Below are 15,072 nucleotides of genomic sequence, written 5' to 3' on the forward strand. Positions count from 1 at the left end.
TCAGTCGGCAGCGCGGGACTTCTTGACGTCGGCGGCGCTCGGCTGGAACTTGGCGCCGTCGAAGTAGGTGTAGTCGACCATCACGCCCTTGCCGTTCTCGTTCTTCGTCTTGCCGACGAAGGCGCCCATGGTCGACTGGTGGTCTTCGGCGCGGTAGCTGATCTTGCCGAACGGCGTGTCGACCTGCAGGCCCTTGAAGGCGGCGACGAGCTTCGGCGTCTCGGTGCTCCTGGCCTTGTCGATACCGGCCGCCACCGACTTGATCATGCTGTAGCCCACCACCGAACCGAGGCGCGGGTAGTCCTTGTACTTGGCGTGGTAGGCGAGGAAGAAGGCCTTGTGCTCGGGCGTCTGGATGCCGTACCAGGGATAGCCGGTCACGATCCAGCCGTTGGGCGTTTCGTCCTTGAGCGGGTCGAGGTACTCGGGCTCGCCGGTCAGAACGCTCACCACCGTGCGATCCTTGAAGAGGCCGCGGGTGTTGCCTTCGCGCACGAACTTGGAAAGGTCGGCGCCGAACAGCACGTTGAAGACCGCATCGGGCTTGGCATCGGCCAGCGCCTGCACCACGGCACCCGCATCGACCTTGCCGAGCGGCGGCGCCTGTTCGGCGACGAACTCGACGTCGGGCTGCGCCGCCTTCAGCAGCGTCTTGAACGCGGCCACGGCCGACTGGCCGTATTCGTAGTTGGGGTAGACGACGGCCCAGCGCTTCTTCTTGAGCTTGGCCGCTTCGGGCACCAGCATCGCGGCCTGCATGTAGGTGCCGGGGCGCAGGCGGAAGGTGTATTCGTTGCCGCCCTGCCAGGTCATCTTGTCGGTCAGCGGTTCGCCGGCCAGGAAGAAGATCTTCTTCTGCTTGGCGAAGTCGGCCACGGCCAGGCCGGTGTTCGACAGGAAGGTGCCGGTGAGCACGTCGATCTTCTCGCGCGCCACCAGCTCCTCGGCCACGCGCACCGCATCGCCGGGGTTGGCGTTGTCGTCGCGCGTGATGAGCTCCACCTTGCGGCCGTTGACGCCGCCCTTGGCGTTGATCTCTTCCACGGCCAGCTCCATGCCCTTCTTGTAGGGCTCGAGGAAGGCGGGCTGGGCCTTGTAGCTGTTGACCTCCCCGATCTTGATCACGCCCTGGGCATGGGCAGGAACGAGGGCGGTGGCCAGCGTGGCAACGGCCGCGGCGCTGAAGACGTGACGCAATGGGTTCATGAGGAAACTCCTTGAAGGGACGAGAAACGAGGTCTTTGCGGGAAACACCGCGGAACCGGCTTTGCCGGACCGCTGGTGTTGCCCGGGCGAGGGGGAAGGCGCGCGCGACACGAAGTGCGCGAAGACTGGGGGTGTACTCATCTCAGCCCGTCTTCACCCTTGATTTCGCTGGCCTGCAGCCCGCCGATGCGCGGCAGCGGACGGCCGCTGTCGGTGACGGCCACGGCCACCACGATCTCGTTGGCGCGCGGCGCGTCGGACACGCGGGCCTCGACGGCGTCGAAGTGGCTGCGCACGAAGGCCGCATCCTTGTGGCCGAGGGGCACGTCGATGGCGGTGCCCAGCGTGCCGCGCTTCTTGGCCGAAGGCACGAGCGCGGCGCCCTTTTCAACCGCCGCGCGCAGCGGCGCGCCGAGCTTGGGATGCAGGATGGCGGCGGCATGCTCGAGCTCGCCGTTCTCGCCGACGATCGCGGCCTTGCCGTAGCTCTGCGCCTGGCCCGGCTCGATGCCGAGCGCCTTCACCGCCTTCTGGCCGAGCAGCGCGCCCAGCTCTTCGCCGATGGCGATCAGCTCGTCGAGGTTCTCGCTGAAGCGGCCCGCGTAGGGGTTCTCGATCACCGCGATGGCGACGGCGCGGCGCGTGGGGGGCACGATGTCCTGGCCCATTTCCTTGCGGGTTTCGTCGACCTGGATGACGAGCTTGCGGATGTTGGCGGTCATGTGTTGTGTTCCTTCTTCGTGTCTCTGGTTCATCAGGTCAGCGCAAGCCGTCCCATTTGCTGATGTCTTTCGCGAGCAGGCCGCCCACGCGCGCATGCACGCGGTAGCCGGTGCTCATTGCAAGGATGAAGACGATCTCGTCGGCTGCCGGTGCGCCGGGCACACGCACCTCGATGGCGTCGAACTGGCCGCGCACGTAGCTGGCGTTGATGTTGGTGAGCGGCACGTCGAGCGCGGCGCCGGGCGGGCCGACCTTCTTGGTCGAGGGCACGATGGACAGCGCATTGCCTGGCTGGCCGGTTTTCTCTTCGGCCTTGCCCGCGGTGTAGGCCGCGCGGTCGCCCTTCCAGCCGAGCAGCTCGCGCATCGCATAGCCGCCGGGCACATGCCAGAGCGCGCCGTGTTCGAGCTCGCCGGCGGCGCCGACGATGGCGCCCTTGCCATAGGTGGCGATCTGTTCGAGCGGCACGTCCATGGCGGCGTGCAGCTTGTGCGCCATGTCGACACCCACCGGGTCGAGCAGCGCCATCATGGGCAGGATGTCGGGCTCGTAGCGGCCTGCGAAGGGATTGGTCAGCACCGCGCCGATGGCACCGCGCACCAGCGGCGTTGCGGCGCGCGGTCCGAACTCGTGGTGGATGTGCTCGACATGGGTGAAGACGCGGCGTATATCGATCATGGAAAGGAACCTTGCTTTTCGTTAAGCAAATACTGAACCAACTGCATCGGACGGTGCACTGGGCAGCGACTTCGAGCATAAGGGTTCGACAAGTCGCCACTGCCCCTGGCAAACGAGCAGAGCGGCCCAGACGAGCCCCCCTTTTTGCAGCACCTTCGCGCATACGGCGCCGGTGTCGAGCGCGCTTTTCACTTGCGAGGGCGCCAGTGGCGGCACATCGACCGTGACCAGGGTGTCGCCCAGGTCGCTATCGTCCTTGCATTCGCTGGCGGGGCGCCGTCCGATGGCCGCATCGTCCACGTCGACGGCATTGGCAATCACGGTGGCGGCGGCATCGGCCTGCGCTGCGGTGGCGGCCAGGACCGTCACGCTGTCGGCAATGCCCAGCGAGAAGCTGCGCCCGCGCCAGCCGCTGGTGGCCACGCCGCGCACCGGCTGCTCGGCCCTGATCTCGAACTGGCCGTCGGTGGTGAGAAGGCCGGTATCGCGCTCGCGCCAGTCGAAGCGCGCGAGATCGGCATAGACGCCCACGCGCGCCGAATGGCCCGGCGCCAGGTGCAGCGCGATGTCGCCGCCGTTGTTGATCCAGGCGCGCTCGATGCCGGTGCGCTCGTAGAACGCGATCAGCTCCTGCGCCACCGATCCGGCCACCGCCGCCATCGGCGTGATGAACATCGGCGAGAACGCCGCGCAGGCATCCCACATGCGCGCGCCGACCACGCCGCGCGGGCGCACGCCGCCGGCCACGGGCGCGCGCAGCAGCGGCAGCTCGCGCACCAGTTCGTCCAGCACATGGCCGAAGCGCGCCCAGGCCGCGTCGTGCGCGGCTGCGACGGCGTAGGGGTCGCCATGCGCCTCGGCCACGATGTCGATCGGACCGTGGTTGAAGTGCCAGCGGTTCGCGTCGAGCGCGGTACGTTGGGCGGTCATGGCAGCAAGAGCGCGGGGACGGCGCCTTGTTTCTCCCTCCCCTTCCGAGGGAGGGTCGGGGTGGGGGCACGCGGTGCAATCGTCGGGCGCTCTGCCCGCCCCCATCCCGGCCTTCCCCCGGTGGGGGAAGGGGCAACAGCCACGGCACACGAAAAGATGGCCATCGCTCAACCCAGCATGGGTGGGTGGCCAAGCGGCCACGGATTGGCATCGTCCATCACGACCCACTGCCGCGCCAGCGGTGCGCCGTCTTCCTGCCACGCGCCGCGCGAAAGCGCCTGCTCGAGCGAGAAGATGTGTTCCATGTGGCCGCCGAGCGCCTGGTAGTCGTCACGCCGCATGCTGAACTCGATGGGCGCCACGATGGCCGGCGTGGGCACGGTGCCAAAGCTGTTGTCGGGCATGCGCATGACGTCCGCCATCACGGTGATGCCGCCGCCGGGCCACACATAGGCCGGCGCGCCGCCGCAGGTGACGTTGACCAGCGCGCGCTTGATGGCCCGCGTGAGCAGCACCGGGTTTTCGGTGACGCCGGCGCGCAAGGACCCGCCCGCACCACCGAGGAACAGCACGGTGCACAGCGAAGGTTCGCAGTTCTCGCCGATGCGCTCGACGATGCGGCGCACCTCGGCGGGCATTGGCTGTTCGACAGGCTTCAGCGCCTCGTCGAGCACGTACCACTGCGCATGCTCGCCGGTGGTCGATGTCATCAACAGGCGCAGGCCCGGCCGCGCCACGCCCTCTTCCCAGCCCTCGATGATCGAGAGCGGATCGGCGATGTCGGTGCCACCCCAGCCGTTGCCCGGATTCGCCACCTGGAAGTAGCGCCCCGGCGTGGACTTGCGCCCCAGCATCTGGATGCCCGAAGGCGCCATGTCGAGACAGCGCCCCGCCTGGTGCTCTGTGAGCACGCCGGTGATGTGGTCGTCGACCACCACCACCTCGTCGGCCACGCCCGCGAACTGGCGTGCGAAGATGCCCACGGCCGCCGAGCCGCAGCCCACGCGCATGCGCTGCTCCTCCACGCCGTTGACGATGGGTGCTTTTCCGGCCTGGATGACGAGCGTGGAACCGCCGTCGATGGTGCATTCGACGGCCTTCTTGTTGCCCAGCAGCTGCATCAGCTCGGCCGTCATGCGGCCTTCCTTCTTGCTGCCGCCGGTGAGATGGTGCACGCCGCCCAGCGACAGCATCTGCGAGCCGTACTCGGCCGTGGTCACGTGGCCGACCACCTCGCCCTTGTAGCGCACGTTGGCCTGCTCGGAGCCGAGGAAGCGGTCGGTGTCGATCTTCACCTTGAAGCTGCAGTAGCTGAAGATGCCTTCGGTGACGACGGTGACCATGTCGACGCCCTGGGCTTTGGAGGCCACGATGAAGGGAGCGGGCTTGTAGTCGGGATAGGTGGTGGACGAGCCCACGCCGGTCACGAAGACTTCGTCAGCGTGCAGCAGGTCGCCGCTCCAGTCGGGCGCGCCGCCCTCGGGCTTCTCTGCAGCCGGGCGGTCGAAGGGCACCAGCACCGGGGCCTCGCTCGCGATCTCGCGGCGCAGCAGCAGCACCGGGTCGACGCGCACCAGCACGCCCTGCCTGTTCGCATAGCGGTCGCAGGCGCCGGTGCGGCCGTCGGAGATCTGGCACAGCACCGGGCAGGCGTTGCATTCGACCTTGGCGCTGCTCATCTTCTCGTTGCGCGGGGGCGCCTTGCCGAAGGCGCCGCTGCCGGCTTCGGCCACCACCGGCATGTCCATGCCGGGAAGGCCATCTGTCTTGGTGTGTTCTGTCATCGGGGCGATCTCGTGGGCGTGATGCGGGTCGGGCACGGGGAAACTCGGTCAGCGGAGGGTTGCAACAAACGTGCCGCCTGCCCGCTTGTGCGCCGCCTTCCATTTGTGTAGCATTCCCTACACTTTCATGTTGCGTTCACTACATTCGAGGTCAATGTAGCAAACAGGCCCGATGCTTGCAATGGTGTTTTCTCGCGGTGTTCATCGGGGTTTTTCCGACCAACGACAATGGAGGGTTCGCAGCCGGCCGGCGGCTGCACGCCCCACAAGCGTGCGTTCCGGCTCAGCCACCTTCCACTGTTCCAACCAACTCTTGAGTTCCGTATGAGTGCTTTCAGCGAAGAACGCGTCCTGAGCGTCCACCACTGGACCGACCGCCTGTTCACCTTCACCACCACGCGCGACCCGGCGCTGCGCTTCTCCAACGGCCATTTCACGATGATCGGCCTGAAGGTCAACAACAAGCCGCTGCTGCGCGCCTACAGCATCGTGAGCCCGAACTACGAGGAGCATCTCGAGTTCCTGAGCATCAAGGTGGAAGAAGGCCCGCTCACCTCCAAGCTGCAGCACATCCAGGTCGGCGACACCATCATCGTGGGCCGCAAGCCCACCGGCACGCTGCTGATCGACTACACACTGCCCGGCAAGCGCCTGTACCTGTTCGGCACGGGCACGGGCCTCGCACCGTTCATGAGCATCATCCGCGACCCGGACACCTACGAGAAGTTCGAGCAGGTCATCCTGGTGCATGGCGTGCGCCAGGTCGACGAACTGGCCTACCACGACCTCGTGACCGACCACCTGCCCAAGCACGAGTTCCTGGGCGAGATGGTCGAGAAGCAGCTGCTCTACTACCCGACGGTCACGCGCGAGGAATTCCGCAACCAGGGCCGCATCACCGACCTGATCGAGACCAACAAGCTCACCGACGACCTCGGCCTGCCCCCGCTCAACCCGGTGGAAGACCGCGTGATGCTGTGCGGCAGCCCGGGCCTGCTGGTGGACCTGAAGCACATCCTGGAGAAGCGCGGCTTCAAGGAAGGCAACACCTCGACGCCCGGCGACTTCGTGGTCGAACGCGCCTTCGCCGAAAAGTAGGCCGAGCCGCGCGCACGATGGCCGACAGCCGCACCGCCGCCAAGCCCCAGCGCCGCACCGGCGTGCGCGAGGCCGCGGCACAGGCCACGCGCGACAGCATCCTGAAGTCGGCGACCAAGGTGTTCGCCAAATACGGCTACGACGGCGGCAGCGTGGAGAAGATCTCCAAGGCCGCCAAGTCGTACGACCGGATGATCTACTACTACTTCGGCAGCAAGGAAGGCCTCTTCATCGCGGTGCTCGAAGGCATCTACAAGCGCATGGACGACGCCGAAGCCGCCATCGCGCTCGATGCCTCGCGGCCGGTGGAGGCGCTCACCGAGGTCATCCGCTTCGTGCTCGGCTACTACCGCAAGAACCCCGAGTTCGTGACGCTGCTGAACACCGAGAACCTGCACAAGGGCCGGCACATCTCGAAGTCGCTCAGGGCGCGCGAATACTCGTCGCGGGCGGTGGCGATCATTGCCGAGATCCTGGCGAGCGGCGCGGCGCAGGGCCTGTTCCGCCGCGACCTGAACGCGCGCGACATCTATCTGCTGATCGCGTCCACCGGCTACTTCTACACCTCGAACCGGCACACGCTCACGGCCTTCCTGGGCGAGCCGCTGGAGTCGCCCGAGGCGATCACGCACTGGGAAGACTTCGTGATCGAGACCGTGCTGCGCACCGTGCGCGCGGACGACATCCAGGAACAAGAGAACAACTCCCCACCCCACGACGAGGACACCACGAAATGGCAGAAATCGCAGCCGGCGCAAAGTCGGGCAAGGTCGTCATCAAGAACATAGGGCTGCTGCTCTCGGGCGACATCGACAAGCCCATCCTGGACGCGGACACCATCGTGGTGAACGACGGCCTGATCGTGGCAGTCGGCAAGGAAAAGGACTGCGACCTCGAAGGTGCGCAGACCGTCATCGACGCGAAGAAGACCTGCGTCGCGCCCGGCCTGATCGACAGCCACGTGCACCCGGTGTTCGGCGACTGGACGCCGCGCCAGGGCCAGATCGGCTGGATCGACTCGACCATGCACGGCGGCGTCACCACCATGATCTCGGCCGGCGAGGTGCACCTGCCCGGCCGGCCCAAGGACATCGTGGGCCTGAAGGCGCTGGCCATCACCGCGCAGCGCGCGTTCGACAACTTCCGCCCCGGCGGCGTGAAGGTGCTGGCCGGCGCGCCGGTGATCGAGAAGGGCATGGTCGAGAGCGACTTCAAGGAACTCGCCGACGCCGGCGTGGGCCTGCTGGGCGAAGTGGGCCTGGGCTCGGTGAAGGCCGGCTACGAGGCCAAGGAGATGGTGGCCTGGGCGCGCAAGTACGGCATCCAGAGCACGATCCACACGGGCGGCCCGTCGATCCCGGGCTCGGGCCTGATCGACAAGGACGTGGTGCTGGAGGCCGACGCCGACATCATCGGCCACATCAACGGCGGCCACACCTCGCTGCCCGAGGCGCATGTGTGCGAGCTGTGCGAGAAGAGCTCGCGCGCGATCGAGATCGTGCACAACGGCAACGAGAAGGTGGCCATCGCCGCGGCCAAGGCCGCGCTCGAGCTCAAGTGCCCGCACCGCGTGATCCTCGGCACCGACGGGCCCGCGGGCTCCGGCGTGCAGCCGCTGGGCATCCTGCGCATGGTGGCCATGCTGTCGTCCATTGCAAACATCCCGGCCGAGCTGGTGTTCTGCTTTGCCACCGGCAACACCGCGAAGATCCGCAAGCTCAACTGCGGGCTGGTCGAGGTGGGCCGCGACGCCGACTTCGTCTTCATGGACCGCGCGCAGCATTCGCCCGCACCAGGCCTGCTCGAGAGCGTGCAGCTCGGCGACATTCCGGGCGTGGGCATGGTGATGATCGACGGCATCGTGCGCTGCGGCCGCAGCCGCAACACGCCGCCCGCGACCGAAATCCCCGTGGTGGTGTCGGCGGCGCACTGAGGCGCCCTTGGCTCAGCGGCGAGGCGTCCTGAACACCAGGTAGCGCGCGGACAGGAAGTTCACGGCCAGCCCTGCGCAGCTGCCCAGCGCCACGCCGGCCGCGGGAGCCCAGGGGCCCGAAGCCCAGTGCAGCACCAGCACATACGCGCCGTAGTTGACGACCGCCCCGCCCAGCATGGTGGCCAGATAGCCGAGGTATTCGCGCACGATCGGCGTCGCCGCGCCCGAGGAGCGCCGCGCCGCGAAGGTGTAGCGCCGGTTCAATGCCCAAGTGGCCGTTGCCGCCGCAAGAAACGACAGCACCCGCGCGCCGTACCAGCCCAGCAGCGGCGCCGCAAGGTACAGCACGGCCACGTCGACCACGAATCCCGCCGCCCCGACGATGGCGAACGCCAGGAACTCGCGGCCCGCCTTCATGGCGTGCGGCGGAACTGCCCGACGCCGGGAATCGCGAGGTAGCGCAGCCGCTTGGCCTCGCGGCGGGCGAGCCGGATGGCGTGCATCACGACGCCGCAGACCATCGACAGCATGGCGGCCAGCATGGCGCCGGTCGCCAGCACCGCCGTGGGGAGCCGGGGCACCAGGCCGGTGTGCAGGTAGGTGAGCAGCAGCGGAATGGCCAGTGCGATCGCGCCCGCCGCAAGCACCGCCGCAAGGATCGAGAAGAACTGCAGCGGCCGCTCGCTGATGAACAGCTTGCAGATGGTCTTCAGGATGCGCCAGCCGTCGCGGTAGGTCGAGAGCTTGCTGTGCGAGCCTTCGGGCCGCGTGCTGTAGGCGGTGTCGAACTCCGCATGGGGCATGCGCAGTTCGAGCGCATGCACCGTGAGCTCGGTCTCGATCTCGAAGCCCTGTGAAAGCGCGGGAAACGACTTGGCATAGCGGCGCGAGAACACGCGGTAGCCCGAGAGCATGTCGGTCAGCCCGCCGCCGAAGAGCTGCGCCACCGCGCCCGTGAGCAGCCGGTTGCCGAAGCGGTGGCCGGCGCGGTAGGTGAGCGCGTTCTGCCCATCGTCGACGCGGCAGCCCACGACCATGTCGAGGTTGCGCTCCACCAGCGCATCCACCAGCCGCGGCGCGCTGGCCACATCGTAGGTGGCATCGCCGTCGACCGTCACGTACACGTCGGCCTCGACGTCGGCGAACATGCGCCGCACCACGTTGCCCTTGCCCGGCGCCGCCACGTGCGTCACCGTGGCGCCGCTCGCGCGTGCGATGGCGGCCGTGTCGTCGGTCGAGTTGTTGTCGAAGACATGGATCTCGGCCTCGGGCAGCGCCGCGCGGAACTGCGCGACCACCTGCGCGATCGACAGCGCCTCGTTGTAGCAGGGAATCACCGCCGCGATGCGGATCGGGGCGCGGGCGGCGGCGGATGGGTTGTCGTCGGTCATGGTGCGGTCGAGAGAATGCGGTAGACCCGGCCGCCGTCTTTTTCGTACAGCAGGGCGAAATGCGCGTCGAAGCCGGGCCGGGTGGCCAGCGTGGGCACCATCGAGGTCGGCATGACGATGGCCGTGAATCCCATCGCGGCCAGCTTGCGCGCCATGTCGCCGGGCAGCAGCAGCAGGAAATCGCGGTAGCGCCACGGGCCGAGCGTATCGCCCCAGATCGGATTGGGGCCGTAGTAGATCGCCTCGTTCAGCGCGATCTGGTAGACGCGCCCGTCGGCATGCTGGCGCAGGTAGTCCATGGCGGCATAGCCCGGCACATGCTGGCGCAGGAAGGCTTCGCGCGTTTCGGGCGTGGGCGAGATCATCGCCACCTTGCCCGCCGTCTGGCGCAGCGACACCGCGGCCAACGCGGCCAGGAGCAGCACGACGATCCAGTCGCCGGCAAGGCCCAGGCGACCGGCGGGTGCTGCAGCGGTGGACGCAGGTGCGGCCTCCGCCTGCCCGCTCCGGCCTCCGAATGCACGGCGCAGGCCTGCGGCCATCCCGCCGAACAGCACCTGCCAGCCGATGGCCGCCATCAGCGCGAGCAGCGGAAACGAAGCCGTGAGGTAGCGTGGATAGCGCGAGGTCAAGAGCCACACGGCCACGGAATAGAAGCAGAACCAGCCCGCGGCGCGCAGCGCGGCCGAGCGCTTCCACAGCAGGCTGAACGGCGCCAGGAACACGGCCCAGATCAGCGCGTTGGGCCGTGCCGCATGGTCGCGCACGTCGGCCACCTGCTGCACGTAGTCGGCCGGGATCCAGTCGGTGAAGCCGAACACGCGCGCACCGATGGGGTTGAACGGATCGCCGGTCATGATGGCGTTGCGCGCGTACCAGTACACGCACGGAATCAGGAAGCACAGCAGCGCCAGCGCCCAGGCCTTGGGCCGGCGCTCGTGCCACACCACGAACAGCGCCACCAGCGGCAGGAAGGTGAGCGCCTGGTACTTCGAACCCGCCGCCACCCCAAGGCAGAACGCCGCCAGCCCGAGCCAGCGCGTGCCGCCCTGCAGCGGCTGCGATTCGCGCCACCACCACAGCGCCACGCAGGCACCGAGCACGAAGAGCGCCACGCCCATGTCGATCAGCGCGTTCGAATAATCTCCGATGCCGATCCAGATGGCCGCGCCGATGCAGGCCGTGAGCCGGTTCGCGTGCTGGATGCCGAGGCGGTAGACCATCACCGCTGAAAGCGCGCCAGCCAGCGCATTGAGAAAGTGCGGCAGCACGTCGTCGCCCAGCTGCAGCGCGGCCGCATACAGCAGGTTGTAGTTGTAGGGGAACCAGGGGTAGCGCAGCCACTCGTGGATGCCCAGCGAGCCCTGCTGCGCCACCTGCCGCGCATAGGGCAGGTGGTACATCAGCTCGTCGAAGGCGGCGGGCGGCGCGAGCGGCGCGACCAGCGCGGGCAGCGCCACCAGCGCCAGCGCGATGGCGGCGATCCTTTCGGCGCGGCTCCACGGCGGAGCAGGGGCGCGCAGCGCCCGCACTTCGCGCCACCAGGGCCGCAGCTGCAGCGCGGCCGCCACCACGCCGGCGGCGATCAGCGCCACGGTGGCGCCCGGCTTGAACGCGCCGAAGATCGCCAGCAGCTGGAAGGCGCAGATGAACAAACCCACGCCCAGGGCCGCCGCCATGGCCGCTTCGAGCCAGGCGTCCCGGCGCGGCGGCGGCGCGAGGCGCGCCAGCAGCGCACGCCCGAAACCCCAGCAGCCAAGGACAAAGACCGCCAATGCCGCGTAGTGCGCGGCAGCAAATATCAGCTTCTGAATAACAACTCCCGGTGCCGGTCGGCCACGCCGGCCGGCAGGTTCAAAGGTTCGGCGCCAGCAGGCGCTCGAGGTCGGATTCGCTCTCCTTGCGCCGCGCCGCCTGGTCCTGCAGCTGGTCGTGCCCGATCTTGCCGACGTTGAAGTACGTCGACTCGGGATGGCTCAGGTAGAAGCCGCTCACGCTGGCGGCGGGCATCATAGCGAGGCTTTCGGTCAGCGTCATGCCAATGTCCGCGCAGCCCAGAAGGTCGAACATCGGGCGCTTCACGCTGTGGTCGGGGCAGGCCGGGTAGCCCGGCGCAGGGCGGATGCCGCGGTATTTCTCGGCGATCATGTCCTCGTTGCTCAGGCCCTCGTCGGGCGCATAGCCCCAGAGGTCGGTGCGCACGCGGTGGTGCAGCGATTCGGCAAAGGCCTCGGCCAGCCGGTCGGCCAGGGCCTTGAGCATGATGGCGGAGTAGTCGTCGAGGTCGTCGATGAAGTACTTCTCCTTCTTCTCGACACCCAGGCCCGCCGTCACCGCGAACACGCCCACGTAGTCTTTCAGCCCGCTGTCCTTGGGCGCGACGAAGTCGGCCAGGCAGCGGCTCGGGCGCATCACGCCCTCGATCACCTGCTTCTCGGTCTGCTGGCGCATGCCGTACCAGGTCATGGCGACCTCGCTGCGCGTCTCGTCGGTGTAGAGCTCGATGTCGTCGTCGTTCACCGTGTTGGCGGGCCAGAAGCCGACCACGCCGCTGGCGCTGAGCCAGCGCCCTTCGATCAAACGCTTGAGCATACGCTGGCCGTCGGCATACACGCGCACGGCCTCCGTGCCGACGATCTCGTCCTTCAGGATGGCCGGGAACGGGCCGGCCAGGTCCCAGGTCTGGAAGAACGGGCCCCAGTCGATGTACTTCGCGAGGTCGGTGAGATCGAAGTTCTTGAACAGGCGCCGGCCGATGAACTTGGGCACCGGCGGCGTGTAGCCGGACCAGTCGATCGGCGTCTTGTTGGCGCGCGCCTTGGCCAGCGGCCACATCGGCACCTGCTTCTTGTTGGCGTGCTGCGTGCGCACCTTCTCGTAGTCGGCGTTGATCTCGTCGATGTACGCGGTGGCCTGCTCGGAGAGCAGCGACTGCGCCACGCTCACGCTGCGCGAGGCATCGGGCACGTAGACCACCGGGCCTTCGTAGTGCGGCGCGATCTTCACGGCGGTGTGCACGCGGCTGGTGGTGGCGCCGCCGATCAGAAGCGGAATCTTCTTGATGCGGAAGTGGTCGTCTTTCTGCATTTCGCCGGCCACGTACTGCATTTCTTCCAGGCTCGGCGTGATGAGGCCGGAGAGGCCGACGATGTCCGCGCCCTCGACCTTCGCCTTGGCGAGGATCTCGTGGCACGGGACCATCACGCCCATGTTCACCACCTCGAAGTTGTTGCACTGGAGCACGACCGTGACGATGTTCTTGCCGATGTCGTGCACGTCGCCCTTGACGGTGGCGATGATGATCTTGCCCTTGGTGCGCACGTCGCGGCCCGCGGCCTCGTCCTGGCGCTTTTCTTCCTCGATGTAGGGGATGAGGTGGGCCACGGCCGACTTCATCACGCGCGCCGACTTCACCACCTGCGGCAGGAACATCTTGCCCTGGCCGAACAGGTCGCCCACGATGTTCATGCCGTCCATCAGCGGCCCCTCGATCACGTGCAGCGGCCGGCCGCCCTTGGCGAGGATCTGCCGGTAGGCCTCCTCGGTGTCTTCCACGATGAAGTCGGTGATGCCGTGCACCATCGCATGCGAGAGGCGCTGGTTGACGTGCACCGGATGCTCCGGCGTGCCGCGCCATTCGAGCTTCTTGCTGTCGTCCTTGGCGCCGCTCTTGGCGGTCTCGGCCACTTCGACAAGACGTTCACCGGCATCGGGCCGCCGGTTGAGCACCACGTCTTCCACGCGCTCGCGCAGGGTCGGCTCCAGGTCGTCGTACACGCCCACCATGCCGGCATTGACGATGCCCATGTCCATGCCCGCCTGGATCGCGTGGTACAGGAACACGGTGTGGATCGCTTCGCGCACCGGGTCGTTGCCGCGGAAGCTGAAGCTCACGTTGCTCACGCCGCCCGACACCTTGGCGCCCGGCAGGTTCTGCTTGATCCAGCGCACCGCGTTGATGAAGTCGACCGCGTAGTTGTCGTGCTCCTCGATGCCGGTGGCAATCGCGAAGATGTTGGGGTCGAAGATGATGTCCTCGGGCGGAAAGCCCACCTCGTCCACCAGGATGCGGTAGGCGCGCTCGCAGATCTCGATCTTGCGTTCGTAGGTGTCGGCCTGGCCCTTCTCGTCGAAGGCCATCACCACCGCGGCGGCGCCGTAGCGCCTCACGAGCTTGGCCTCGTGCTTGAACTTGTCGACCCCCTCCTTCATGGAGATGGAGTTGACGATGCCCTTGCCCTGGATGCAGCGCAAGCCGGCCTCGATCACTTCCCACTTGGAGCTGTCGACCATCACCGGCACGCGCGCGATGTCGGGCTCGCTGGCAATCAGGTTCAAAAAGCGCACCATCGCGGCCTTGCTGTCGAGCATGGCCTCGTCCATGTTGATGTCGATCACCTGCGCGCCGTTCTCGACCTGCTGGCGCGCCACGGCCAGGGCGTCCTCGAACTGGCCGTTCAGGATCATCCGCGCGAAGGCCTTGGAGCCGGTGACGTTGGTGCGCTCGCCGATGTTGACGAACAGCGACCCGGCATCGATGGCCACCGGTTCGAGGCCGGACAGCTTCATCGGGGGGACGCGGGGCGTGGAGACTTCGTTCATGGGGGCTCACCTGGGCAGGAAAAAACGTCAGGTGAGCGTCGTTTGCGGCTTGCGCCCTGGCGGCAGGGCGCCTTCCAAGCCTGACGGCGGGCCTCTCGATGCGGGCCGCCGCTGCAACGCTCCTTGGAAGGGAGCGCAATTTTACCGGCTGCGGCAAGGACCGCGGCCGCCAGGGTCGTTCAGGCGCCCTGCCCGGCCGCTGCTGCCGGTCCGGTCTTGGCGGGCGCGGCCGAGGCCGGCAGCCCGAACACCCGGTCGAAGCCCCAGTTGAAGACGAAGGTGTAGACCAGGAAGAACACCACCAGGCCCAGGTCCATCACCAGCGCCTGCCAGAGCGTCACGCCAAGGCCCCAGGCAAACAGCGGCACCAACACCGCGATCAATCCGCCCTCGAAGCCGACGGCATGCGCCACGCGCCGGCGCACGCTGCGCCCGCGCACCGCCTGGCGCGACTCCCAGCGCTCGAACAGGGCGTTGAACACCAGGTTCCAGATCACGGCAATGACCGAGGCGGCCACCGCCAGCACGCCCGAATGCCCGAGCCCGGCGTCCGTCATCAGCGCCAGGCCGGCGCTGGCGGCCACGATGGCGATTCCTTCGTAAAGGCTGATGTAGACGACGCGGCGCTGGAACCCCTGCATGACTGTTTCCTCTGGCGGATGAAGACGATGGCTGGACTTTATTTGCTGTTCGCTGATATAAAAAGTCAACTTATTTCAGTTTTATT

General features: G+C 67.5%; 13 protein-coding genes and 1 riboswitch. Of the genes, 3 read left to right on the top strand and 10 right to left on the bottom strand.

Features of this window, described 5'->3' with window-relative positions:
- The 5 genes from IB278_RS26875 to IB278_RS26895 all read right to left on the bottom strand — a co-directional run bounded on the left by IB278_RS26875 (position 1) and on the right by IB278_RS26895 (position 5,321).
- A complete protein-coding gene (locus tag IB278_RS26875; protein ID WP_192326706.1) occupies positions 1-1,206 on the bottom strand; it encodes an ABC transporter substrate-binding protein in 1,206 nt (401 codons plus the stop codon).
- Positions 1,207-1,343: 137 nt separating this feature from the next.
- Positions 1,344-1,928 (bottom strand): amino acid synthesis family protein, encoded by a 585-nt coding sequence (locus IB278_RS26880; protein ID WP_192326708.1) that lies wholly within the window; start codon positions 1,926-1,928, stop codon positions 1,344-1,346.
- Between the two features lie 37 nt (positions 1,929-1,965).
- On the bottom strand, positions 1,966-2,607 hold the full coding sequence (locus IB278_RS26885) for an amino acid synthesis family protein (protein WP_145738612.1): 642 nt from the start codon (positions 2,605-2,607) through the stop codon (positions 1,966-1,968).
- Between the two features lie 21 nt (positions 2,608-2,628).
- Positions 2,629-3,537: a UPF0280 family protein gene (locus tag IB278_RS26890; protein ID WP_192326710.1), complete on the bottom strand. Its 909-nt coding sequence runs from the start codon at positions 3,535-3,537 to the stop codon at positions 2,629-2,631.
- A 167-nt stretch (positions 3,538-3,704) separates the two neighbouring features.
- On the bottom strand, positions 3,705-5,321 hold the full coding sequence (locus tag IB278_RS26895; RefSeq protein WP_192326711.1) for a 6-hydroxynicotinate reductase: 1,617 nt from the start codon (positions 5,319-5,321) through the stop codon (positions 3,705-3,707).
- Positions 5,322-5,645: 324 nt separating this feature from the next.
- Between IB278_RS26895 and IB278_RS26900 the strand changes: the two genes are divergently transcribed.
- From IB278_RS26900 to IB278_RS26910, 3 genes are read left to right on the top strand one after another with little or no spacing between them, the layout of a single operon-like run.
- Positions 5,646-6,419, top strand: a complete 774-nt coding sequence (locus tag IB278_RS26900) for a ferredoxin--NADP reductase (RefSeq protein ID WP_145738618.1) — start codon at positions 5,646-5,648, stop codon at positions 6,417-6,419.
- A gap of 17 nt (positions 6,420-6,436) precedes the next feature.
- The gene (locus tag IB278_RS26905) at positions 6,437-7,207 is read left to right on the top strand and encodes a TetR family transcriptional regulator (protein WP_192326712.1); all 771 of its coding nucleotides are present in this window, start codon (positions 6,437-6,439) and stop codon (positions 7,205-7,207) included.
- Complete coding sequence (locus tag IB278_RS26910) at positions 7,153-8,352, top strand: amidohydrolase family protein (RefSeq protein ID WP_145738622.1); 1,200 nt, start codon at positions 7,153-7,155, stop codon at positions 8,350-8,352. The genes IB278_RS26905 and IB278_RS26910 overlap by 55 nt, the downstream gene beginning before the upstream one ends.
- A gap of 12 nt (positions 8,353-8,364) precedes the next feature.
- On the opposite strand, the gene IB278_RS26915 is transcribed toward IB278_RS26910, so the two are convergent.
- From IB278_RS26915 to IB278_RS26935, 5 genes are all read right to left on the bottom strand, one after another.
- Positions 8,365-8,769, bottom strand: coding sequence for a GtrA family protein (locus tag IB278_RS26915; RefSeq protein ID WP_145738624.1), 405 nt, complete (start codon positions 8,767-8,769; stop codon positions 8,365-8,367).
- Positions 8,766-9,743 carry a glycosyltransferase family 2 protein gene (locus tag IB278_RS26920; protein WP_145738626.1) on the bottom strand — a complete coding sequence of 326 codons (978 nt, stop codon included), beginning with the start codon at positions 9,741-9,743 and terminating at the stop codon, positions 8,766-8,768. The genes IB278_RS26915 and IB278_RS26920 overlap by 4 nt, the downstream gene beginning before the upstream one ends.
- Positions 9,740-11,545: an ArnT family glycosyltransferase gene (locus tag IB278_RS26925; RefSeq protein ID WP_145738628.1), complete on the bottom strand. Its 1,806-nt coding sequence runs from the start codon at positions 11,543-11,545 to the stop codon at positions 9,740-9,742. The genes IB278_RS26920 and IB278_RS26925 overlap by 4 nt, the downstream gene beginning before the upstream one ends.
- Before the next feature lie 52 nt (positions 11,546-11,597).
- The gene (metH, locus tag IB278_RS26930; protein WP_192326760.1) at positions 11,598-14,312 is read right to left on the bottom strand and encodes a methionine synthase; all 2,715 of its coding nucleotides are present in this window, start codon (positions 14,310-14,312) and stop codon (positions 11,598-11,600) included.
- A gap of 59 nt (positions 14,313-14,371) precedes the next feature.
- A riboswitch (S-adenosyl-L-homocysteine riboswitch) is annotated at positions 14,372-14,476 on the bottom strand.
- A 48-nt stretch (positions 14,477-14,524) separates the two neighbouring features.
- The gene (locus IB278_RS26935) at positions 14,525-14,986 is read right to left on the bottom strand and encodes a PACE efflux transporter (protein ID WP_192326713.1); all 462 of its coding nucleotides are present in this window, start codon (positions 14,984-14,986) and stop codon (positions 14,525-14,527) included.
- Positions 14,987-15,072: the final 86 nt, after the last annotated feature.

Source organism: Variovorax sp. VRV01 (genome assembly GCF_014852545.1).
Lineage (GTDB): Bacteria > Pseudomonadota > Gammaproteobacteria > Burkholderiales > Burkholderiaceae_C > Variovorax > Variovorax beijingensis_A.

Bases quoted from the DNA above. Each gene is read 5' to 3' on its own strand.
- IB278_RS26875 (WP_192326706.1), bottom strand. From the start codon at position 1,206: ATGAACCCATTGCGTCACGTCTTCAGCGCCGCGGCCGTTGCCACGCTG.
- IB278_RS26880 (WP_192326708.1), bottom strand. From the start codon at position 1,928: ATGACCGCCAACATCCGCAAGCTCGTCATCCAGGTCGACGAAACCCGC.
- IB278_RS26885 (WP_145738612.1), bottom strand. From the start codon at position 2,607: ATGATCGATATACGCCGCGTCTTCACCCATGTCGAGCACATCCACCAC.
- IB278_RS26890 (WP_192326710.1), bottom strand. From the start codon at position 3,537: ATGACCGCCCAACGTACCGCGCTCGACGCGAACCGCTGGCACTTCAAC.
- IB278_RS26895 (WP_192326711.1), bottom strand. From the start codon at position 5,321: ATGACAGAACACACCAAGACAGATGGCCTTCCCGGCATGGACATGCCG.
- IB278_RS26900 (WP_145738618.1), top strand. From the start codon at position 5,646: ATGAGTGCTTTCAGCGAAGAACGCGTCCTGAGCGTCCACCACTGGACC.
- IB278_RS26905 (WP_192326712.1), top strand. From the start codon at position 6,437: ATGGCCGACAGCCGCACCGCCGCCAAGCCCCAGCGCCGCACCGGCGTG.
- IB278_RS26910 (WP_145738622.1), top strand. From the start codon at position 7,153: ATGGCAGAAATCGCAGCCGGCGCAAAGTCGGGCAAGGTCGTCATCAAG.
- IB278_RS26915 (WP_145738624.1), bottom strand. From the start codon at position 8,769: ATGAAGGCGGGCCGCGAGTTCCTGGCGTTCGCCATCGTCGGGGCGGCG.
- IB278_RS26920 (WP_145738626.1), bottom strand. From the start codon at position 9,743: ATGACCGACGACAACCCATCCGCCGCCGCCCGCGCCCCGATCCGCATC.
- metH (WP_192326760.1), bottom strand. From the start codon at position 14,312: ATGAAGCTGTCCGGCCTCGAACCGGTGGCCATCGATGCCGGGTCGCTG.
- IB278_RS26935 (WP_192326713.1), bottom strand. From the start codon at position 14,986: ATGCAGGGGTTCCAGCGCCGCGTCGTCTACATCAGCCTTTACGAAGGA.